Raw genomic sequence first — 23,195 nt, 5'->3', positions numbered from 1 at the left:
GAACCTCCTATTTTAAATAAATGAGATTGTGCGTTAATAATCGCAGTTGCTTAATATCAGTCTCAGTAATATTCTTGGATAAATCATATTCATACATAATATCCTCTGGCATTAACTCAGATTCACTTTGCATAACAATAGTTGTCGATTTTTCGATTTGTTTTTGAATTTTATTTTTATTTACTGGATTAGCTTCCAACACTAGTATCGGTAAACTACCCTTTGGAAAAAATTGTTGTTTTTTTATAGTGAAAGCCCTAATTTCAATTGTGCCACCACCAATTGAGCAACCCATTAATTCGATTTTTTTTGTCTCATTTTCAATCGTTAATTTAACACTATTCGGATGGTTAATTGGACTTGGGTGTGCATCTTCAATAAACTGAATCTCAATCCCCATTTTTTCCGCAATCTGAATTGACTGTGGGCAACGGACATCATCAGGTTCAAAGCCTAATACCCCAGCAACGGTCGCAAAATCAGTCCCGTGCCCGCGATGTGTTTTTGCGAATGATTCATAATAGCGAACTTTTAATTTAGTGATTCTCCCATTAAATAATTGAAATCCAACCTTACCGATTTTAGCGGCACCAGCTGTATGTGAACTAGATGGTCCGATCATAACAGGTCCAATAATATCAAAAACACTCTTATAGTTATTGCCCATGGTCAGCCGTTCCTCCAATTTATTTTATGTCTTCTTTAAAGTTAACACTTTTTAAAAAAAAAGGAATAAAAAAAAGCCAGATTTTCATCTGACTTCTTAATTTATTTATTCATTCTCGCACGATCACGTTCTAAGATTGGTTTTAAATAGTGTCCCGTATAACTTTCAGGCACTTCAGCAATTTCTTCTGGTGTTCCAGTCGCAAGAATCGTTCCGCCACCTTCGCCGCCTTCTGGACCTAAATCAATTAAATAGTCAGATGTTTTAATCACATCTAAGTTATGTTCAATAACCAAGACTGTGTTACCCGCATCAACCAAACGATTTAAAACGCTAAGTAGGCGTTTAATGTCATCTGTATGCAAACCAGTTGTTGGTTCATCAAGAATATAAAAACTCTTACCATTTGATTGACGATGTAATTCAGAAGCTAACTTCATCCGTTGCGCTTCACCACCTGATAATGTTGTTGCCGATTGGCCTAACGAAACATAGCCCAAACCAACATCAACAATTGTCTGCAGTTTACGTCTGATTTTAGGAATTGGTTCGAAGAATTTCAAAGCTTCGCCAACTTTTAAATCTAAAATATCAGAGATTGTCTTACCTTTGTAAGTCACTTCAAGTGTTTCAGAGTTATAGCGTGCCCCGTGACAAATTTCACATGGCACATAGACATCTGGTAGGAAATTCATTTCTATTTTAATAATCCCGTCACCTTTGCAGGCTTCACAACGTCCACCTTTGACATTAAAACTAAAACGACCTTTTTTATAACCACGTAATTTTGCTTCGTTAGTTTCCGCAAATAAATCACGAATATTATCGAAGACGCCTGTATAAGTTGCGGGATTACTTCTCGGTGTTCGACCAATTGGACTTTGATCAATATTAATAACACTTTCAATATTTTGAACACCAGAAACTGATTTATATTTACCTGGTTTTTCAGAATTTCGATTTAACTTTTGTGATAATACCTTTTTCAAAATACCATTCACTAAAGTTGATTTACCGGAACCTGAGACACCTGTAACTGAAATGAATTTACCTAAAGGAAAATCGACCGTTACATTTTTTAAGTTATTCTCTTTTGCGCCGGTAATTCGAATCTTCTTACCATTGCCAGCACGTCGTTCATCAGGTAATGATATAAATTTCTTTCCTGATAAATATTGTCCAGTTAATGATTTGCGACTCTTTTTAACTTGTGTGGGCGTTCCAGCAGCAACAATTTCACCACCTAATTCACCAGCACCAGGACCAACATCAATTAAATAATCAGCAGCCATCATGGTATCCTCATCATGTTCAACCACAATTAAAGTATTACCCAAATCACGCATTTTCTTAAGTGATTCAATTAAGCGATCATTATCACGTTGATGCAACCCGATTGAAGGTTCATCTAAAATATATAAAACACCCGATAAATTAGAGCCAATTTGCGTGGCTAGTCGAATCCGTTGTGCTTCTCCACCTGAAAGTGTTCCTGCAGAACGTGATAATGTCAGATAATTTAAGCCAACATTTTGTAAGAATGTTAAGCGGTCACGAATTTCTTTCAAAATAGGTGCTGCAATAATTGATTCTTTTTCTGACAAGTTAACGTTATCAAAGAAAGGTAAGCCGTCACCAATTGAAAGTGCGGAAATTTTACCAATATGTTGGCCATTAATTTGGACGGCTAATGCTTTACGATTCAAGCGGTAACCGTGACATGTTTGACACGTTAAGCTGGTCATATATTTACGCATTTGTTCACGCGTAAAGTCACTATTAGTCTCCGTATGACGACGACTAATATTTGTAATAACCCCTTCAAATAATGCATCTACATCACGAACGCCACCAAAGTCATTAGCGTAATGGAAATGAAATTCACGTGTTCCAGCGCCATTCAAAACAATATCACGTTGTTCATCTGTTAACTTTTCAAATGGCACATCCATTGGAATTCCAAAAGCTTCTGCAGCTTGGGCTAACATCGATGGGTAATATTGCGAACTAATAGGATTCCATGGCTCAATTGCCCCTTCTGCTAGCGTTTTAGTTGGATCTGGAACGACTAAATCTTCATCGACTTCTAACTTCATTCCTAAACCATCACAAGTTTCACAAGCACCAAATGGTGCATTAAATGAGAACAAACGTGGTTCTAATTCTCCAACTGTAAATCCACAAATAGGACATGCATAATGTTCGGAAAATTGAATTGTTGCACCATCTGTATCACCATCAAGAATATCTGCAGTGGCGTAGCCAGAAGATAAACGTAATGCTGCTTCAAATGAATCAAATAAACGTGAGCGAATGCCCTCTTTGACAACAATCCGATCAATCACAATATCAATAGAGTGTTTGACCTTTTTTTCAAGATCAAATTCTTCATCAATATCATGAAGCTCGCCATCAACTCGAACACGGACGAATCCTTCTCGTTTGATCGTTTCAAATATCTTTTTATGTTGTCCTTTTTTATTGCGAATAATAGGTGATAAAATTTGAAGTTTTGTACGCTCTTTTAACTCTAAAACACGGTCAACCATTTGTTCAACGGATTGACTCGTGATTTCATGACCATCATTTGGACAAATTGGATGTCCAACTCTAGCCCATAATAATCTTAAATAATCATTAATTTCAGTGACTGTCCCAACTGTTGATCGTGGGTTTTTTGAAGTTGTTTTTTGGTCAATCGAAATAGCAGGTGATAACCCATCAATTGAGTCAACATCTGGCTTATCCATCTGCCCTAAAAATTGACGTGCATATGCTGATAAACTTTCAACATAGCGACGTTGTCCTTCAGCATAAAGTGTATCAAAAGCTAATGAGCTTTTCCCTGATCCTGAAAGTCCCGTAATCACAACTAATTTATCTCTTGGGATAGTGACATCCACATTTTTTAAATTATGCGCACGCGCACCATGGATCACAATTTTATCATTTTTCAAGAAATATCCCCCTATTTATAACATTTGTGTTTTTAATTCTAATACCGTATCACGCAATGATGCAGCTGTTTCGAAATCTAATTTTTTAGCTGCTTCTTTCATTTGTCCTTCTAAGCGATCAACCATATCTTGTTGTTCCTTTTTATCCATATCCAAAAATTCAGTTTCGGTAAAGGTTTTAACAGTTCCTGAATTATCTTCAATTTTTGTTGGCGTAATTAACTCACGAATGGCTTTTTTAATCGTAGTTGGCGTAATATGATGTTCCTCATTATATGCCATTTGGACATCACGGCGGCGTTGCGTTTCTTCCATTGCGCCCTTCATTGAATCCGTCACTTTATCAGCATACATAATCACTCGTCCGTTTTCGTTACGAGCTGCACGACCAATTGTTTGAACTAGAGAACGTTCACTACGTAAGAAACCTTCTTTATCGGCATCTAAAATTGTCACTAATGACACTTCAGGAACATCAATACCTTCACGTAATAAGTTAATTCCAATTAAAACATCATATGTGCCTAAGCGTAAATCGCGAATAATTTTCGTTCGTTCCATCGTTTTAATATCACTATGCAAGTACGCAACTTTCATCCCCAACTCTTTCAAATAATCAGTTAAATCTTCTGACATTTTCTTGGTTAATGTTGTGACAAAGACACGTTCATTGCGTTCAATACGTAAATTAATTTCGCCAACTAAATCATCAATTTGGCCCATAATTGGACGAACTTCAATGATTGGATCTAGTAATCCAGTTGGTCGAATAATTTGTTGAACAACATCTGACGTCCGTTCCATTTCGTAAGGTCCTGGTGTTGCAGACATATAAATGACTTGATTAACGTGCTCTTCAAATTCCGCAATCGTTAATGGTCGGTTATCCAGTGCACTAGGTAAACGGAATCCGTAATCTACTAACATTTGTTTACGAGCGCGATCACCATTGTACATCCCTCGAATTTGAGGCATGGTTACATGAGATTCATCAACTACGATCAAGAAATCTTTGGGAAAGAAATCAATTAATGTATATGGAGGTTCGCCAGGTTTACGTCCATCCATATGGCGGGAATAGTTTTCAATTCCGGATGTATAGCCCATTTCACGTAACATTTCTAAATCATAAGTAGTTCGTTGATCGATACGTTGGGCTTCTAATAATTTATCTTCATCTTTTAATTCTTTTAATCGATCAGCCAATTCAACTTCAATACCTTCAATGGCATGATCCATCACATCATCATTCGTCATGAAATGCGTTGCGGGGAAAATAGCCATGTGTTCAAGTTCACCCATAACTTCACCTGTTAATGAATCAACTTCACGAATACGATCGATTTCATCGCCAAAAAATTCAATACGAACAGCTTTTTGATCACGAGATGCTGGGAAAATTTCCACAATATCTCCATGAACTCTAAACCGACCACGTTGAAAATCAATATCATTTCGTTCGAATTGTATATCGACTAATTTTCTAAGTAAATCATCACGTTCCATTGTCATTCCAGTACGCAATGAAATAACATGATCACGATATTCTGTTGGATCACCTAATCCAAAGATACTTGAGACAGATGCAACAACAATCACATCATTACGTTCTAATAATGAACTTGTTGCAGAATGTCGTAATTTATCAATTTCATCGTTAATACTGGAATCTTTTTCAATATACGTATCACTTGAAGGAACGTAAGCTTCTGGTTGGTAGTAATCATAATAACTCACAAAATATTCCACCGCATTATTCGGGAAGAATTCTTTTAATTCACCATATAATTGTCCAGCCAATGTTTTATTATGCGCAAGGACTAATGTGGGACGATTAACTTCTTTAATCACATTTGAAATGGTAAACGTCTTACCCGTTCCCGTTGCACCCAGTAATACTTGTTCTTTTTTACCATCATTTAATCCATCAACTAAAGTTTTAATCGCATTCGGTTGGTCTCCAGTTGGTTCGTACTTTGAAACTAAGTCAAAAACGCCATCATCATGTCTATCAATCAAGTTAACCCCTCCAATACAATCATTTTTAGAAATTAAAAAAAGCCTGGAATAACCTACCCAGGCTCATTTAAAAATGATTATTCTCTACTAATTATATTAGCATACCGAACATACTTTCGCACGTTATCTCACTTATTTTTTCAGAATAACTTAATCAACTAAATAATCACGACCCCAAATAAGACCCATTGTTTTTTCTCCAGTATGGACGCCAATAACAGGCCCAATATGACTAACCTCAACTGGAATATTAGGATAGTTGGTTTTAATAAATGAGACCCATTTTGTACTCTCTTCAGGATTGTTCGCATCAACGATACTTACTCGAATTGGATAATCAACTGAGTTAATCGCATCAGAAAAATCTGCCATTACCCGTTGAAAAGCACGCTTCTTTGTCCGTTCCTTAGTTAAAGGGATAATTTGACCTTCATGATTAAAGGTCAGAATTGGTTTAATTTGTAATAAGTTACCCACAAACGCAGCACCATTCGTCATACGGCCCGTTCTAAGTAAATGGCTCAAGTTATCCACAACAAAGAAAATACCCACCGTTTCACGCATTGCTTCTATTTTAGGTACAATCGTGTCTGCATGCTCACCTTGCGCCACTAATTGAGCAGCTTTTAATACAAGAAAGGCTTCTGCTGAACTTGCTGCTTTAGAATCAATCGGATATACCGTAATTCCTTCCACAGTTTTTGAATAAGCACGTAAATTATCCACAAAACTTGTGATACCTGTTGATAGATGAATTGAAATTACTTCATCAAATCCCTCTTCAATTAATTTATCGAAGACACTTTGCATTTGTCCCATTGTGACTTGTGACGTTGTGGGTAACTTATCCGTATCTTTCATTCTTTGATAAAATTCTGAAGCAGAGATTTCCACATCTTCTAAATAAGTCTGTTGCCCAAAAATAACCGTGATTGGTACAACAATAATATTTTTATCTTTGGCTACTTTTGGATCAATATATGACGCACTATCTGTTACAATTGCCGTTTTCATTAATTTCTCCCTATTCTTTAAGCAAAAAAGGACTACCTTGTATGCATTATTCTAGCATACAACGCAATCCTTAACCTATGTGTACTCTATTTCTTAATAATATCCAAGGTTATTTTTTTAATTTTATCTTTATCTGTGAAATCTTCCGTTAATAATTCTGGAAGAATTTCTTGTAGAATATACTGAACACTCGCTAAATCTGAAAATTCAAGAATCGTTTTTAAGCTTTCTTGATAAATTTCAGTATAAACTGATTCAGGATTACCCTTTTGAATTTCGCCAAATGATTCATATAATAAATCTAATTTATCAGCTACAGACAAGATTTTACCTTCTAAAGTATCATCCTTACCTTCTGATAATCTACGACGATAGGCATCTTGGAATTCTTCTGGAATTTCGTTCACAATAAAATTCTCAGATAATGATTCCTCAACATTTGCTAACATTTCTCTTAGCGTTGTTGTTGCATATTTAACGGGTGTTTTAATATCACCAATGAATCGTTCTGTATAATCATGATTCAACGCTTTTTCATACAACATGCGCCAATCAATCGTATTTCCTGCATTTTCTTCAACATCACCTAAAAATTGAGCAGCTTCTGTTACTTTGAATGAATGTTCCGCTACCGAATGATCTTCATATTTAAAATATCCTGGTGCTCGTTTTAACGTTTCTAAATTACTTAAACTTTGTAGGTATTGATGCATTCCCATAATTAACAGCTCCCTCTCATTTTTTATATAAATTTTTACAATCTTACCACATATGGAAAAGTTAATTCAAGTATCATCAACTTTTAACAAAAAAATAAACTGATTCACATTGCAAACGCTTGATACATCAATTGGAACACGTCGCGCAACTTTACCTTACTTTTTTATGTTATGCTTATTTTCATGCTTTATATTTAAGGAGGACATTTTTTTGAAGTTTTTAGCCAATAAAACCGTTGAATACTTAACCGGTTTTATCTTGATTTTAATCATGGTACAAGCCGCGTCACTTTTACATGATTCAGAAATTATTTTACCTGAAATCGCCGCGTTAACAGTTGGACTGTGGATTTACCACGAAGCCAATTGGTTAGATCGTTCGTTTAATCTTTTTTTGCTGCCTTCTGTCACCGCAATTATCGGTTTTGGCATCAATTTACTTGAGATTTCTTACACAATTAAAATCTGCCTAATGATCGCCATCATGGTCTTTCTATTAGTGGTAACCCGATCGGCACTGGCGCCTTCATTGGCTACAGGTCTCTTGCCAATCATCGTTAATGCGTCCAAATATTCATTCATCATTGCCATCATCATTTTCACTTTCATCGAGATGATTGTCGTTAAAGGCCGTAAACTCGATCAAAACTACGCAAAAAAAACAAACCTTAACTATCAGGCTATGCTTTTATTTCTCGTTTCTTCACTCATTTGGGTTGGTCTCGTGACGATTGCTGGAAAGCCTTTGATGGCCGCTATTCCACCGATTCTTGTCGTTTTTTTCGAGGTGCTACAAAAGCCGATGTATCCGGCAAAAATGGTGTTCAAACAGGTTACTGCCTTGACGCTTTCAGCAACGATCGGTGTTCTCGCCTGCATGGTAATCGATTCCAATGTTGTTGTCGCCTTAATCACTATGCCTCTCGTTTTTTGTATACTCCATCTTTTCAAAGTTAAAATTCCAGCCGCTTATGCCTTTCCATTGCTTGCAATGATTGTTCCACCGACTATCTTTAGCGTTCTCCCCGTGTCGTCCCTACTCGCTTCCATCTACTTTCTTGGAATCGCCTACCTTTATCACCGCTTTAAAAAGAAAAAAATGAATAAATAGAAACTAAACAAGTTAATCAGCCCTGAAAGAAAATAATAAATCTTAAAAAGTTGTTTACAAAATACTGTTTTATTTGCTTATAAATTTTGTAACCCATTTAAGGTCAAAAAAAGTAGTGCTAAATGTAAATTTAGCACTACTTTTTTAGTTAGGCGTTGACAATTGCCATAATTGCTTCTTCAAATGCAAGACACTTAGCTTGTGCTTTTTCATCAGTTTCAGCTTGCGTTCCCACGTAGAATTTAATTTTTGGTTCAGTCCCTGAAGGACGAATTGCAATCCAAGAACCATCTTCTAAGATATATTTCAACGCATTTGCAGTTGGTAATCCGATTTCTTCAGATGATCCATCAGCTAATTGCGCCATACCCGTTGTGAAGTCTTCTAATTTAGCGACTTTATAGCCAGCAAAATCTTTAGGTGCGTCATCACGGAAGATTGTCATTAAATCTTTGATTTTTTGAACACCTTCAATACCTTCAAACGTTAACGCTTTAGTATTTTCAGCGTAATAACCATATTCTTTAAATAAATCATCTAATCCATCTGACAATGTTTTATCAAATTGTTTGTAGTAAGCAGCTACTTCAGATAACATTACTAATGCTTGGATAGCATCTTTATCACGAACGAAAGGACGAATTAAGTAACCATAACTTTCTTCAAAACCAAACATAAAGGTATGTTCATTTGTTTCTTCATAGTTTTGAATTTGTTCCGCAATAAATTTGAATCCTGTTAAGACATTAATCATTTTAGCATGATGTGCTTCAGCAATCTTAGTTGCAAGTTCACTTGATACAATTGATTTAACGCCAACGGCATTAGCGGGTAAAGTTCCTGCTTCTTCGCTAGCAGTTAAAATATAATTGAACATTAGAGCAGCAATTTGATTACCTGTTAATAATTTATATTCACCATCAGTTTGACGTACAGCGACACCCATACGATCAGCATCTGGATCAACAGCGATTAATAAATCAGCATGTTCACGTCGACCCCATTTGATAGCTAAATCAAATGCTGGTGCGTCTTCTGGGTTAGGTAACTTGATTGTTGGGAATTCAGGATCACCTTCAGCTTGTTCAGGCACAATCTTAAATTGTTCAAATCCAGCTTGTTTCAAAGCACGTTCACCCAACATTTTACCTGTTCCATGAAGTGGTGTGAAAACAAGTTTCATTGAAGCACCAACTTCATCAACTAATTTTTGATTAATTGTCACTTTTTTAACTTCAGCAAGATACGCAGCGTCAACTTCTTCACCAATAATTTGGAGTGTTTTATCAGCTTTTAATACTGTCTCATCACCTACTTTAATGGCAAATAAATCATCAGCTTCGCGAACAAAACCAGTAATCATATCTGATTCTTTAGGTGGCATTTGGCCACCGTCTTCACCATAAATTTTATAGCCATTATATTGTTTAGGATTATGGCTAGCCGTTATCATAATTCCGGCGTAAGTAGCTAAATGGCGGACTGCAAACGATAATTCTGGTGTGGGACGTAAGCTTTCAAAAACAAAGCTTGGAATACCATGTGCGCCTAAAACTTTAGCTGATTCCATCGCAAATTCTTGTGATTGGTAACGCGAATCATAACTAATTGCGACACCGCGCATTTTAGTTGCATCATCTAACGTATCCATAAAGCGAGCTAATCCTTCAGTTGCTTGACGAATCGTGTAGATGTTCATCCGGTTAATACCAGGACCCATCAAGCCACGCATACCAGCAGTTCCAAATTCCATTGGTTGGTAAAAAGATTCTTTTAAATCTTCTTGATTATTTTTAAGCGAAACAATCTGATTTTTTAATGTTGCGTCTAGTGTTTCTTCATTTAACCAAGTTAAATAATTATCTTCCCAAGTCAAAATATCACTCCCATTCATATAATATTACTATTATACAATAAATGCGCTTACTATTCAGGATAATAAAAAAGATATCAGAATAATTCTGATATCTTTCTTCCAGCAAGTCGCTCACGTTCAATTCCTGATTTAATTACCTTTTCCAAAATATGCTCAAATTGCTTAATTTCTTCTTCACTAAGCACCGATATACTTTCATCATTAACGACTGTAATTCTATCAAAAATATCTTGATAATTATTAATCGCTTTTGCTGTAGGATAAAGTTCAGTCCGTCGTTTATCTGCGGACGACATTTTTTTTTCAAGCCAACCATCTTTAATTAATTTTGAGATAGCACGTGTCACAACACTGTGATCCCGATAAATATTTTGGATTAGCTCATCCTGACTAACGCCAGGTGACTCACAAACTAACAACACGTAAAAAAAGTTACTCTCAGAAAGTTCAAACCCTTTTAACGTATCATTTATTCTTAATCGAATCATTCTGTTGTAAATTGTTGTTAATTTCTCAACTTCATGTGTATCGTAAAAAGAATTTCCATTCATATTTTGCATCTCAAAACTCCTTAAGCTTTACTTGTTTTTCTGAAATAGATTAGTCCAACTAGTCCAATTACAATTGAGACAACCATGATAAAGATCATTGAATATTTGTATCCAACAACAAATGATGCAGGAATACTAGCAATAACAATAATAACGGTATTAAATAATGAACCACTAACTTGTCTTAATGTATTCGTTAATGTTGTTGCATGATTTATTTCCATTGGATTTAAATCTTTTAAAGATTCTGTTGTTGCTGGAGCCATAATAGCACCAACCCCTGTTAATCGAATAGCGTAAGTAACAACTGATAACCAAACAGGAAATTCAATTGTTAAGAATAACATTGGTAGTACTGAAATCATCAACATCAAAAAGCCAAATATAAATATTTTTTTATAACCGTATTGATCATAAAGGTTACCAACAATAGGTGAAATAATAGCATTAATTGCAGCACCCGGTAACATAATTAATCCAGCAGTCATTCCTGATAAATGTTGATTATTTTCTAAGAACATTGGCATAACTAATTCTGTTGCCATTAAAATACCAAAAACTAACATAATTAATGCAATCATAGTTGAGAATGAACGTACTTTGAAAATTCGAATATTTAAAAATGGTTCTTTTAAAGCTAATTGACGACGGCCAAAATAGATTAATGCTAAAACACCAATCACAATAAGGACAAGTGCAACTAATAATTGGTCTCCAATAATTGAAATACCAATTAAAATTGTAGCAAGTCCAACTAGTGATAAGAAGAATGATTTAAAATCAATTTTAACATCTGTCTTTTCTGAATAGTTAGGTAAAATACAAACCCCAACAATTAATAAAATTAACATGATTGGAATAATGAAAATAAATAATGCTCTCCATGGTAAAAATGTAATCATAATACCTGATAAAGTTGGTCCAATTGCTGGAGCAGCTGAGATAACAAGCATAGCAAGTCCCATTACAACGCCACGGCGTTCAATTGGGTTAATTGCAATGACACTAATCATCGTAAATGTAGTCAATACGCCACCGGCAGCAGCTTGGATTAAGCGACCAATTAAGATTGCCCAAAAATTAGCGCCACTTGATGCAACGATACTTCCGATTAAAAAGACAACCATAATACCGACAAATATTTGTCTTGTTGAATATTTTTCATATAAAATTGCTGATAATGGTGTCGAAATTCCGACCATTAAAACATAACCCGTCGTTAACCATTGTGCGGTTGCAAGGTTAACATTTAAAACGGTGATTAATTTTGGTAATGCTGTAATCATCAATGTTTGATTTAATAAAGCGGCAAAAGTCGCAATTAATAAAACAGCACCAATTGTGTTTCTTTTTTTGTTTGTCATTCTAACTCTCTTCTCACTTAAATTTACGCATATGTTTAATTTTTTTCATAAGCGGATTAGATTATTATAATGTTCACATGCACATAAAGTCAAGTAAATAAAAAAATAAGCCTCAAAAGGCTTATTCTATAATTTAACTTAATTCTGCATCATTTAATGATTCAAGGTAACTAAATGTTTGTTGTCCAGCAATACCACCGTCACCAACTGCAGTTGTAATTTGACGCAATTCTTTCTTACGCACATCACCAACTGCGAAAATACCTGGTACATTTGTTAGCATATTTTCGTCAGTTGGAATCCAACCATAATCGTCAGTAATTCCAAGCTTTGTGAATGCTGTTGTCATTGGTTTAACACCAACATAAATGAAGACACCACTAGCAGGAATTTCAGATGTTTCACCTGTTTTATTATTCGTTACTTTAACGCCAGTTACTTTACGATCGTCACCAACAATCTCTGTGACATTAGTATCCCAAACAAAAGATATTTTATCATCCGCAAAGGCACGATCTTGTAAGATTTTTTGAGCGCGTAATTTGTCACGACGATGAATTACCGTCACTTTTGAAGCTAATTTTGATAAATAAGAACCTTCTTCGATTGCTGAATCACCGCCACCGATAACGATGACTTCACGATTTTTGAAGAAAGCACCATCACAGACTGCACAGTAAGATACACCTCGGCCACTAAAGGTATCTTCGCCTTCAGCACCCAATTTTTTGTATTCTGATCCAGTTGCGATAATTAAAGCTTTTGTTTCAAAAACATCATTATCTGTTGTGATGAGTTTAGTATCGCCTTCAATTGTAATATCGGTTACACTACCGTATGCATATTCTGCACCAAATTGTGTCGAACTTTCGTACATTTCTTTTGCTAAATCAGGGCCTAAGATTGATTTAAATCCAGGATAATTTTCAACTTCAGCCGTATTGTTCATTTGGCCACCATAAATCCCACGATCAATCATTAAAACCGATAGATTTGCACGTGATGCATAGAGTGCGGCAGTCATTCCACCGGGCCCAGCACCAATCACAACAACATCATATTTTTTTGTCATTAGTTCAACCTTCTTTCTTTTAGTAAGTAATTCAACAATACCCTATGTTACTTTTTTTGTCTATTTAATTGCTTTAACATCAAAAACAGGTCCCAAGTGAGTTGAACTTGAAACCTGCTTTACTGTAAGAATTAGGCTACTTATTTTTTGCTGTATCTTCTGCAATTAATTTTGCGCCTAAAGTCTTCAAATATTCTTTTAATTCATCTTTAACTTCTTTATGTTTCAAACCATACTCAATACTTGTTTTTAAGTAGCCAAATTTATAGCCAACATCGTATCGGGTTCCTTTAAATTCATGAGCGAAAACACGTTGCACCTTGTTCAATGCATCGATGGCATCCGTTAATTGAATTTCATTACCAGCACCTGGTTTTTGATGTTCTAAGATACCAAAAATTTCAGGTGTTAATAAGTAACGTCCAATAATAGCCAAGTCACTAGGTGCTTCTTCAGGTGTAGGTTTTTCAACAAAGTTTTTAACATTGAATAATCCAGGTTTAACTTCTAATTCAGGATTAATCACACCGTATTTTGAAACTTCTTCATGAGGGACTTTCATCACCGCTAAAGTTGAAGCATGTGTCTCATCAAAGCGATTCATGAGTTGACGCGTTAATGGTACTTTATCTTCCATTAAATCATCGCCTAACATGACAACAAAAGGTTCATCCCCAACAAAGTCTTTAGCCATTAAAACGGCATCGCCAAGACCTCGTGGATGAGATTGACGAACAAAATACAAATTAATATCCGTTGTTTCTTCAACTAATTTTAATAATTCGTCTTTATGCTTTGCAGCTAAATTCGCTTCCAGTTCTGGCACCGAATCAAAATGATCTTCAATTGGTCGCTTACCTTTACCCGTAACAATCAAAATATCTTCAATACCCGATTGACGCGCCTCTTCAACAATAAATTGAATCGTTGGTTTATCAACAATTGGGAGCATTTCTTTTGCCATCGCTTTAGTTGCTGGTAAGAAACGAGTCCCTAGTCCAGCAGCCGGAATAATGGCTTTTTTAACTTTTTGCATAGTCTAATCCCCTTTTATTCTGCTAATTCAGATTTACCTTCACGATTGATCAAAGCTTCAATCACTGATTTAATTTCTTTATTATTGTATAAAACGTCATAAATTGCATTTGTGATTGGCATATCAATTCCTTGTTGTTGTGCTAATTCATAAGCAGCCTTAGCAGTACCAACACCTTCGATAACCATACCCATATCAGCAACAACAGCATCTAATGATTTACCTTGACCTAATTGGTCTCCAGCACGCCAGTTACGTGAATGAACACTTGTAGCTGTAACGATTAAATCACCAACACCAGAAAGTCCCATAAAGGTTAATTGGTTAGCACCAAATGATGTCCCTAAACGAGCAATTTCAGCTAATCCACGTGTAATCAAAGCTGCTTTAGCGTTATCGCCATAGCCCATACCATGAAGCATACCAGCACCAACGGCGATAATATTCTTCATAGCTGCGCCCATTTCAACACCGATAACATCGTTATTTGTGTAGATTCTTAAGAATTTATTCATAAAGAGATCTTGAACAAAACTTGCAGCTTCAGGATCAGTACTTGCTGAAACAATTGTTGTTAAATCACGATTTGCAACTTCTTCAGCATGACTTGGGCCAGAGAAGACAACAACACTACCACGAATGTCAGCAGGAATTTCTTCTTCAATAACTTCTGAAATACGTTTGTGTGTGACTTGTTCTAGTCCTTTACTTGCATGAATAATAATTGGTTTGTTACCTGTTTCTTCTAAAATTGCTGCTACTTGTTTAGCAACAATACGGCTTGCTTTTGTTGGAACAACAAATAAAATAGCGTCAACTTGATCCAAAGCTTCTTTTAAATCTTCATATGCATGTAGGTCTTTAGAATAAGTGTAATCTTCCAAGTAATGCTTATTTGTATGGAACTCATTCATTTCTGCTACTTGTGCTGGAACATTTGACCAAAGTCTGATGTCATGACCATTTTCAGTTAGGATATCGGCAAGGATACTACCCCAAGAACCGGCGCCTAATACTGCTACTTTTTTTGTCATTATATAATCTCCTTCAAAATTTATTCATTCTAATCATACCAAATTTTACCTCTAATAGCATTAACTATGAGAAATTTTTATTTCAATTGTCCGTCTAAATACCATTGATTTTGCGGTTCCCAATATCTTCTCAATAATAACCAACTAATTGATCCAATAAAAATCACTAATGAGAGAAGTTGAGAAACACGAATTGTTGAAAATAACATTAAGCTATCTGTTCTCATTCCTTCGATAAAGAAACGACCAAATGAATACCAAGTTAGATATGCAAATAGTATTTCTCCACGTTTGAAAAGGTGTACTCGATGTCTCAAGGCAATTAATATTAAGAATCCAACAAAACTCCACAATGATTCGTATAGAAATGTTGGCTTATAGTAGGTGCCATTGATGTTCATTTGGTTAATAATAAATTCAGGTAAATGTAAATTTTGCAATGCCTCTAACGTCGTTTTTCCACCATGGGCTTCTTGGTTCATAAAATTACCCCAACGGCCGATTGATTGCGCAAGTAGCACAAGTGGTGCCGCTAGATCAAACATTAACCATGCTGACAAATGGCGACGCTGACAGAAAATAATCACTGTAATAATTGCGCCTATTAACCCACCATAGATAGCAATACCACCATCCCAAATTCGATAAACTTCACTGAGATGTTGAGCGTAATAAGACCACTCGAACACAACGTAATAGAGTCGCGCAGAAACAATTGAAATTGGCAACGCCCATAGAACCATATCATATATGGTATCTTCATTTATTCCTATTTTTTTGCCTTCAAGAATGGCTAAAATAACTGCTAGAATTACTGCACTCGCAATTATTACACCATACCAACGAACTTCAATAGGTCCTAATTTAACTGCGATGGGATTCAACGCACCTAATAAATAATTCAATTTACTCTCGTCCAATCCTTAATCTTTTTTTGAATTTGTTTGGATTAAGCCATTTAGATTAGCTTCAAATGCTTTAGTAGCATCATAACCCATTGTTTTTGCACGGAAGTTCATTGCTGCGACTTCAATGATAATGGCCAAATTACGTCCTGTTTTAACAGGTACAGAAATTTTTGGCACATTCACATTGAATATTTTAACAAATTCATCATTATTACCTAATCGATCAAATTGTTTATCAGGAGTCCAGTTTTCTAGATGAATAATTAGTGAAATATCAGTGTCATTACGGACAGCTCCTGCACCAAACAAGTTCATGATATCGATAATACCGATACCTCGAATTTCAAGTAAATGTTTTAAAATTGCAGGTGCCTCACCAACAAGTGTCTCCTCATCTTGTTGGAAAACATCAACACGATCATCTGCAATTAACCGATGTCCACGTCTAATTAATTCAAGCGCTGTTTCTGATTTACCAACACCAGAATCACCTGTAATCATGACCCCAAGACCATAAATATCAACTAAAACACCATGTATTGACTGGCGTTCAGCTAATTTAGCTTCCAAAAAGTTAACCATATTAGAAGATAGACGTGACGTTGTTAGTTTTGAAATTAGAACTGGAATATGTCTTTCTTTGACGATAGCTAATAATTCTAGCGGCACATCCAAATCATTTGAAACAACAAAACATGGTGTTTGTTCTGTTGCTAATTGATTCATCACATTCTGCCTATCTTCAGGAGTCAGTCCATTTGCATAAGCATGTTCTGTCATCCCAAATAATTGAATACGTTCTTTCGGATAAAAATTAAAATACCCGGTTAATTCTAGACCAGGACGTGAAATATCACTTGTTGTAATTTTTTTATCATCCAAGTATTCTTTCCCAATTAAAACAGTTAATCCCATTGCATCTACTAAATTTCTAACTGAAACTTCATTGGCCATCTTAATGCCCCCTATTGTCTATTTCTAATAAAGTAATTTGTTACGATTGTATTAGCAATACTCATCACAATTGAGATGATAAATGCCGCCCAAAAGCTCGAAAATTTAAATTCATTACCCACAAAAAATGACGTCATTTGTAACATAAATGCATTTATAATCAGATAGAAAAATCCTAAACTGAAAATAGTTACCGGCAGTGATAAAATCACTAAAAACGGTTTAACTAGCATATTTAGTACGGCCAGTACAAAACTGGCGATTAATGCAACCCAGATACTTTTAACAAATAAAGTCTCTGGAAAAAAACCAGATATTGCCAAAAACAGTATGGCATTAATTAATACGCGCTGCCAAAATCCCATGAATCTTCACCTCATCATTAATATTATTTATCGTCTGTAACTTCTACATCTTTAATAATTTTACGGCCACTCTTACTTGATGAGCTAGTCCGTTGTCCAGTACTAGATGTAAACTGCTCAAAAGAACTAGTAAATGAACGTTTTTTCCCTGGTAAGCTAATTGCTAACAAGATATAGACAAGTATAAATACGCCTTTTGTTGCGAAGATTAGCATTAAAAATAAAAATCTAACGAGTGTTGGATTCCAATTTATATATTCGGCAAGTCCAGCTGCGACACCCGCGATAATTTTATTAGTTGATTTTGTGAATTTTTTATTTGTTTTCATTTTGTAGTTCCTCCATTCAGAATAATCTATCATTATTGTACTTCTTATCGTACTCATTTTACAATTTTAACGAGCGTTATTTACTTAAATTTTAACGTTTAAATTAAAAATAACTAACAATCGCGAAATTGTTAGTTATTAAATGAGTAGTGCCTTATTCATTTTCTTTTTCTAACTCTGATTTACCAGGATTCAATTCAGTGATTCGGCCATTTTTTAAATAAACAACCCATTCACACACATTTGTAACATAATCGCCAATTCGTTCTAGATAAGTGGCAACCATCAAATAGTCAGCACTTCCCACAACTGTTTCGGGATTCGTTTTCATTTCATGGATACACTGGTCATATATTGTCGTGAAATATTCATCAACTTCAAGATCTAAATTAGCAACTTTACGAGCTTTTTCGGCATCTTTTCTAATATAAGCTGTGAGGACTTCTTCAACCATCTTACGTGCGTGGTCGCCCATAATTCCGATCTCATCTTCAATCTCCGTTACCCTAGGATTGCCTTTAACACGAATCGTTGATCTCGCAATACTTACAGCGTGATCTCCCATTCGTTCTAAATCAGAAATAGCTTTTAAAACAGTCACAATATCTCTTAAATCACTTGTAACAGGTTGATACAATGCAATCATTTCTAACGTTTGTTTTTCTAACTTCATTTCGCGTTCATTAATTTTGTAATCGCCAACGATAACTTCATGGGCCAACTCTTTATCATGATTAATGAAAGCACGGACAGATTTATGAATGGCTTCACTAACCATCATACCCATTTCGCTAAATCTAATGTGTAGCTTTTCTTGTTCTTCATCAAAAAGTAATCGCATTATTTTGTCTCCCTTTCTTAACCGAATCGACCACTAATGTAGTCATCCGTTTCTTTTTGTACAGGCTGCGTAAATAATTTTTTAGTTGGTGCAACTTCAATTAAATTACCTTCTAAAAAGAAGGCAGTTCGATCTGAAATTCGAGAAGCTTGTTGTAAATTGTGAGTCACTATTATAATAGTATATTTTTCACGCAATTCTAGCAACATATTTTCAATTTTACTACTTGAACCAGGATCCAGAGCACTTGTTGGTTCATCCAGTAAAATGACCTCAGGTTCAACCGCTAAGACTCGAGCGATACAGACACGTTGTTGCTGTCCGCCAGATAACGCAAGCGCATTTTTACCCAAATCATCCTTTACATCATCCCAGACAGCAGCCTGTTTCAAGCTTTTTTCAACAGCTTCATCAAGGATTGCTTTATCTTTAACGCCAGCTAATCGCAAACCATATACAACATTTTCGTAAATTGAAAATGGAAATGGATTAGGTTGTTGGAAAACCATCCCAACATTTTTGCGTAATCTTACGGTATCCATTTTAGGACCGTAAATATCTTCATTTTTTAATTTAACTGTACCTGTAATGGTTACACCTGGAATTAAATCATTCATGCGATTTAACGTTCTTAAATATGTTGATTTACCACAACCAGATGGACCGATTAAAGCGGTAATCCCTTTTTCATTGAAATCAAGATTAATTCCTTTGAGGGCTTCTTTCTTACCATAATACAAATGAACATCATTTGTTTCAATTATTTTAGTCATTTGGCCTTTCCCCCTTAACCGAAGTTTCCTGAAACATAATCATCCGTTAGTTTAATTGTTGGTCGCGTAAAAATAGTTGTTGTTTTATCATATTCTACCGCATTTCCTGAATGGAAAAATGCTGTGTAATCTGAAATACGTGAAGCCTGTTGCATATTGTGTGTCACAATGACAATCGTGTACTTTTCTTTCAGTTCTAAAAGTGATTCTTCAACAATTCGACTTGAAATTGGATCTAACGCACTAGCTGGTTCATCTAACAATAAGATGTCAGGTTCCATAGCAATCGCTCTAGCGATACATAAACGTTGTTGTTGTCCACCAGACAATGATAACGCACTCACATTCAAATCATCTTTAACTTGATCCCAAAGTGCAGCTTGTTTAAGTGATTTTTCAACGCGTTCTTCAAGTAACTGCTTATCTTTCATCCCATGACGTTTCAAAGCAAACGTTATATTTTCATAAATTGATTTTGAAAATGGATTAGGTCGTTGAAATACCATTCCAATATGTTTTCTCATTTCATAAATATCAACATTATCTTTATTTATATCTAAATCACGGTAAATAATTTGTCCTGTTACATCAGCAATCCCATCATTCATACGATTCAACGATCTAAGATAAGTTGATTTACCAGAACCAGATGCCCCAATTAAAGCTGTAATTTTAAACCGTTCAAATTGTAAACTAACATCTCGAATTGCTTCATTAGAACCATAATGAACATGTAAATCTTTGGTTTCTAAAGCTATCTCATGTTTATCTTCATTGAAGGTCATAATTCTAGATTTTTCAGTTTTATTTTCTACCATATTCTTTGACCCCCTAATGATCTATTTACTTGATGTAATTTTACGATAAAGTGCTTTACCACCGAATCGAGCTAAGAAATTAAATAAAAGCACTGCGATAATTAAGACGGCTGATGCGCCTGCAGAAACAGCTGATGCATCAGGCATAATACCTTCTGAATTAATTTTCCAGATATGAACAGCTAATGTTTCAGCTGGACGCATTGGATTTAACGGACTCGCAATATTAGCTGGATTCCAGTTTGTAAAATCTAGTGCTGGCGCACTTTGACCAGCAGTATAAATTAACGCAGCTGCTTCACCAAAGATACGGCCGGCACTCAATATAACACCCGTTAAAATACCAGGTACTGCATCTGGAACAATAACTCTCGTAACGGTTTCCCAACGCGATAATCCTAACGAAAAGCCAGCCTCACGTTGTGAATATGGGATAGAACGTAATGACTCTTCGATTGATCTTGTTAATAAAGGTAAATTGAAGAACGTTAAGGCTAATGCACCTGATAAAATTGAAAAACCGAAATTATATTGGACAACGAAAATCAAAAACCCAAAAAGCCCAACAACAACTGAAGGTAATGAACTTAAAATTTCAACAGACGTTCTAATAACCGTCGTCACCCAATTATTTTTAGCGTATTCTGATAACCAAATACCCGCTCCCAATGAAATAGGGAAAGAAATCAATAATGTTAATAATAATAGATAGAAGGAATTAAACAATTGGATTCCTACTCCACCACCACTTGAAAATGATTTTGCGGGTGATGTTAAGAAATGCCAGCTGATATGTGGCACACCTCTAACCAATATATAGCCAAGTAAGGCCGCTAAAACAAGAACGACGAATCCGGCAATACCATATAAAATACTTGTTGCGATTTTATCTACTTTTTTAGGATTCATTATTTAAGCGCCCCTCTCTTACCAATTACTCTAACAACCATGTTAAAGAATAATGACATTAATAATAGAATTAAAGCAAGTGACCATAGCGCATTATTTTCTAATGAGCCCATGACAGTATTTCCAATTCCCATCGTCAAAATACTTGTTAAAGTTGATGATGGTGTAATTAAACTTGATGGCATCAATGATGCATTACCAATAACCATTTGAACGGCTAAGGCTTCACCAAAAGCTCGTGCCATACCAAAAACAACCGCTGTCATGATACCTGGTGTTGCTGCTCTTAGAATAACTTTATAAATTGTTTGCCAACGTGTTGCACCTAAGGCCAGTGAGGCTTCCCGGTAATAACGTGGGACAGATTTTAAAGTATCAACAGTCATTGACGTAACGGTTGGTAGAATCATAACAAATAACACAAATGTCCCAGATAAAATACCAAACCCTGTTCCACCAAAAATACTTCGAACAAATGGGACCACAACTGAAAGACCAATAAATCCATAAACAACTGAAGGAATACCAACTAATAATTCAGTTACCGGTTGTAAAATTCGGCTACCCGTATTTGGTGAAATTTCAACCATGAAAATAGCTGTTCCAATAGCGAAAGGTGTTGCAATTAATGCTGATAAAAAAGTGACAAAGAATGATCCAGAAATCATTGGTAAAGCCCCAACTTCTGGCTTACCTGCTTTATCAAGCGTTCCAGGGTTCCAACTCTTTCCTAATAAAAAATCTTTAATTGATACTTTATCAGTAAAGAACGTTGCTAATCCTTTTGAAGCAACGAAATAAAAGATAGCAAGAACAATAGCGACGATTAGTCCAATACAGAAATAAGTAATTATTTTACCGCGCATCTCTAGTTTAGATGCTTTTGATTTTTTGAGTAAACTTTCACGAATCGGATCCATAACTACATCCCCTTCTTAATTGGTGTTATTTTACCTTCAACCGAACGACTCACTTGCATCTGTGTTGTTGGAATATAACCTAATTTACTAACAACCTGTTTTTGAATTTTATTTGACATCATATAAGTTAAAAATTGTTTTGTTAATCCCGTGGGTTCACCATTCGTATACATATGTTCGTATGACCAGATTTTCCATTTATTTGAGGCAACATTACTTTCAGTTGGTTTAACTTTATCAACAGAAAGTACATCGACCGTTTTATCAACGTATGAGAAAGCCATATAACTTATTGCACCAGGTGTCGATCCGACAATTTGTCGAACCATTCCCGTTGAATCTTGTTCCTGTGCATCTTTACTTTGCTTACCTTCTAATCCCCATTTTTCAAATGTTAATCGTGTTCCCGAACCAGATGCACGATTTAAAAGGACAATTGGTAAATCATTGCCACCTAGTTGCTTCCAATTTGTTAATTTACCAGTAAAAATATCTATAAGTTGTTTTTTTGAGACGTTTTTAACGCCCACACCATTATTCACAACTGGCGTAATTCCAACAACGGCAACTTGATGGTCTACAAGTTTACTTGCCTTAATGCCTGATTTTTCTTCAGCAAAAACATCTGAGTTACCAATGCTAACGGCTTTTTCTTGAACTTGACTCAATCCTGTTCCGGATCCGCCACCTTGAACATTAACAAAGACGCCAACATTTTCAGTCCCGTATTCTTCACCAGCTGCCTCAACTAAAGGTTGTAAAGCTGTAGATCCAACAATTGTAATCGATTTTCCTGAATTTGATTGTGTCTCACATCCCGTTAAAGTTAATAACATGATGGATAAAATTCCACCAATCATTACTAAAGATCCCTTTTTCATAGTAACTTCCTCCATAAATATCGATATTTAACTTATACATTAAGTTTATATTTTTAATGTAAAGGTCCTGTGGGGGT

22 protein-coding genes are annotated in these 23,195 nt (G+C 35.4%); 1 reads left to right on the top strand and 21 read right to left on the bottom strand.

The annotated features are described in order from the left end of the window. Positions 1-7 precede the first annotated feature (7 nt). The 5 genes from AC1RPG_RS04725 to AC1RPG_RS04705 all read right to left on the bottom strand — a co-directional run bounded on the left by AC1RPG_RS04725 (position 8) and on the right by AC1RPG_RS04705 (position 7,376). A complete protein-coding gene (locus AC1RPG_RS04725; RefSeq protein ID WP_481761479.1) occupies positions 8-667 on the bottom strand; it encodes a serine dehydratase beta chain in 660 nt (219 codons plus the stop codon). Positions 668-768: 101 nt separating this feature from the next. Continuing rightward, positions 769-3,624 (bottom strand): excinuclease ABC subunit UvrA, encoded by a 2,856-nt coding sequence (uvrA, locus tag AC1RPG_RS04720; protein WP_481761480.1) that lies wholly within the window; start codon positions 3,622-3,624, stop codon positions 769-771. 15 nt (positions 3,625-3,639) lie between these two features. Continuing rightward, positions 3,640-5,643 (bottom strand): excinuclease ABC subunit UvrB, encoded by a 2,004-nt coding sequence (uvrB, locus tag AC1RPG_RS04715; RefSeq protein ID WP_481761481.1) that lies wholly within the window; start codon positions 5,641-5,643, stop codon positions 3,640-3,642. Positions 5,644-5,793: 150 nt separating this feature from the next. Then, a complete protein-coding gene (locus AC1RPG_RS04710; RefSeq protein WP_481761482.1) occupies positions 5,794-6,657 on the bottom strand; it encodes a DegV family protein in 864 nt (287 codons plus the stop codon). Between the two features lie 86 nt (positions 6,658-6,743). Beyond that, entirely contained in the window at positions 6,744-7,376 is a 633-nt protein-coding gene (locus tag AC1RPG_RS04705) for a YfbR-like 5'-deoxynucleotidase (RefSeq protein ID WP_409022185.1), read from the bottom strand. A 211-nt stretch (positions 7,377-7,587) separates the two neighbouring features. Here AC1RPG_RS04705 and AC1RPG_RS04700 point away from each other — a divergent pair, with 211 nt between their 5' ends. Beyond that, entirely contained in the window at positions 7,588-8,487 is a 900-nt protein-coding gene (locus AC1RPG_RS04700) for a hypothetical protein (RefSeq protein WP_481761483.1), read from the top strand. Between the two features lie 148 nt (positions 8,488-8,635). On the opposite strand, the gene AC1RPG_RS04695 is transcribed toward AC1RPG_RS04700, so the two are convergent. The 16 genes from AC1RPG_RS04695 to AC1RPG_RS04620 all read right to left on the bottom strand — a co-directional run bounded on the left by AC1RPG_RS04695 (position 8,636) and on the right by AC1RPG_RS04620 (position 23,118). Next, positions 8,636-10,363 (bottom strand): phospho-sugar mutase, encoded by a 1,728-nt coding sequence (locus AC1RPG_RS04695; protein WP_481761626.1) that lies wholly within the window; start codon positions 10,361-10,363, stop codon positions 8,636-8,638. A gap of 74 nt (positions 10,364-10,437) precedes the next feature. Beyond that, positions 10,438-10,923, bottom strand: coding sequence for a MarR family winged helix-turn-helix transcriptional regulator (locus AC1RPG_RS04690; protein ID WP_481761485.1), 486 nt, complete (start codon positions 10,921-10,923; stop codon positions 10,438-10,440). An 11-nt stretch (positions 10,924-10,934) separates the two neighbouring features. Continuing rightward, the gene (locus tag AC1RPG_RS04685; protein WP_481761486.1) at positions 10,935-12,278 is read right to left on the bottom strand and encodes a DHA2 family efflux MFS transporter permease subunit; all 1,344 of its coding nucleotides are present in this window, start codon (positions 12,276-12,278) and stop codon (positions 10,935-10,937) included. Between the two features lie 133 nt (positions 12,279-12,411). Then, on the bottom strand, positions 12,412-13,350 hold the full coding sequence (trxB, locus tag AC1RPG_RS04680; RefSeq protein ID WP_481761487.1) for a thioredoxin-disulfide reductase: 939 nt from the start codon (positions 13,348-13,350) through the stop codon (positions 12,412-12,414). 136 nt (positions 13,351-13,486) lie between these two features. Further along, on the bottom strand, positions 13,487-14,386 hold the full coding sequence (gene galU / locus AC1RPG_RS04675) for a UTP--glucose-1-phosphate uridylyltransferase GalU (protein WP_409022179.1): 900 nt from the start codon (positions 14,384-14,386) through the stop codon (positions 13,487-13,489). 14 nt (positions 14,387-14,400) lie between these two features. Continuing rightward, a complete protein-coding gene (locus tag AC1RPG_RS04670) occupies positions 14,401-15,420 on the bottom strand; it encodes an NAD(P)H-dependent glycerol-3-phosphate dehydrogenase (protein ID WP_481761488.1) in 1,020 nt (339 codons plus the stop codon). A gap of 77 nt (positions 15,421-15,497) precedes the next feature. After that, a complete protein-coding gene (lgt, locus tag AC1RPG_RS04665; protein ID WP_481761489.1) occupies positions 15,498-16,325 on the bottom strand; it encodes a prolipoprotein diacylglyceryl transferase in 828 nt (275 codons plus the stop codon). 18 nt (positions 16,326-16,343) lie between these two features. Beyond that, positions 16,344-17,282, bottom strand: coding sequence for an HPr(Ser) kinase/phosphatase (gene hprK, locus AC1RPG_RS04660; RefSeq protein WP_481761490.1), 939 nt, complete (start codon positions 17,280-17,282; stop codon positions 16,344-16,346). A gap of 11 nt (positions 17,283-17,293) precedes the next feature. Next, entirely contained in the window at positions 17,294-17,647 is a 354-nt protein-coding gene (locus tag AC1RPG_RS04655) for a phage holin family protein (RefSeq protein ID WP_481761491.1), read from the bottom strand. A 23-nt stretch (positions 17,648-17,670) separates the two neighbouring features. After that, the gene (locus AC1RPG_RS04650) at positions 17,671-17,976 is read right to left on the bottom strand and encodes a PspC domain-containing protein (RefSeq protein WP_409022174.1); all 306 of its coding nucleotides are present in this window, start codon (positions 17,974-17,976) and stop codon (positions 17,671-17,673) included. Positions 17,977-18,130: 154 nt separating this feature from the next. After that, a complete protein-coding gene (gene phoU / locus AC1RPG_RS04645; protein WP_481761492.1) occupies positions 18,131-18,817 on the bottom strand; it encodes a phosphate signaling complex protein PhoU in 687 nt (228 codons plus the stop codon). A 17-nt stretch (positions 18,818-18,834) separates the two neighbouring features. Further along, positions 18,835-19,590 (bottom strand): phosphate ABC transporter ATP-binding protein PstB, encoded by a 756-nt coding sequence (pstB, locus tag AC1RPG_RS04640; protein WP_409022172.1) that lies wholly within the window; start codon positions 19,588-19,590, stop codon positions 18,835-18,837. A gap of 14 nt (positions 19,591-19,604) precedes the next feature. Next, the gene (gene pstB / locus AC1RPG_RS04635) at positions 19,605-20,408 is read right to left on the bottom strand and encodes a phosphate ABC transporter ATP-binding protein PstB (RefSeq protein WP_481761493.1); all 804 of its coding nucleotides are present in this window, start codon (positions 20,406-20,408) and stop codon (positions 19,605-19,607) included. 21 nt (positions 20,409-20,429) lie between these two features. Next, positions 20,430-21,317, bottom strand: a complete 888-nt coding sequence (pstA, locus tag AC1RPG_RS04630) for a phosphate ABC transporter permease PstA (protein ID WP_481761494.1) — start codon at positions 21,315-21,317, stop codon at positions 20,430-20,432. After that, positions 21,317-22,237, bottom strand: a complete 921-nt coding sequence (gene pstC, locus AC1RPG_RS04625) for a phosphate ABC transporter permease subunit PstC (protein ID WP_409022169.1) — start codon at positions 22,235-22,237, stop codon at positions 21,317-21,319. Before pstC ends, pstA begins: the two co-directional genes overlap by 1 nt. A 2-nt stretch (positions 22,238-22,239) precedes the next feature. Next, positions 22,240-23,118, bottom strand: coding sequence for a phosphate ABC transporter substrate-binding protein PstS family protein (locus AC1RPG_RS04620; protein ID WP_481761495.1), 879 nt, complete (start codon positions 23,116-23,118; stop codon positions 22,240-22,242). Between the last annotated feature and the right edge of the window lie 77 nt (positions 23,119-23,195).

The organism is Dellaglioa sp. CoH-57-MRSF-18 (assembly GCF_056781995.1).
Note: the sequence above shows the minus strand (reverse complement) of the source record. Positions and strands in the feature narration are given on the sequence as shown.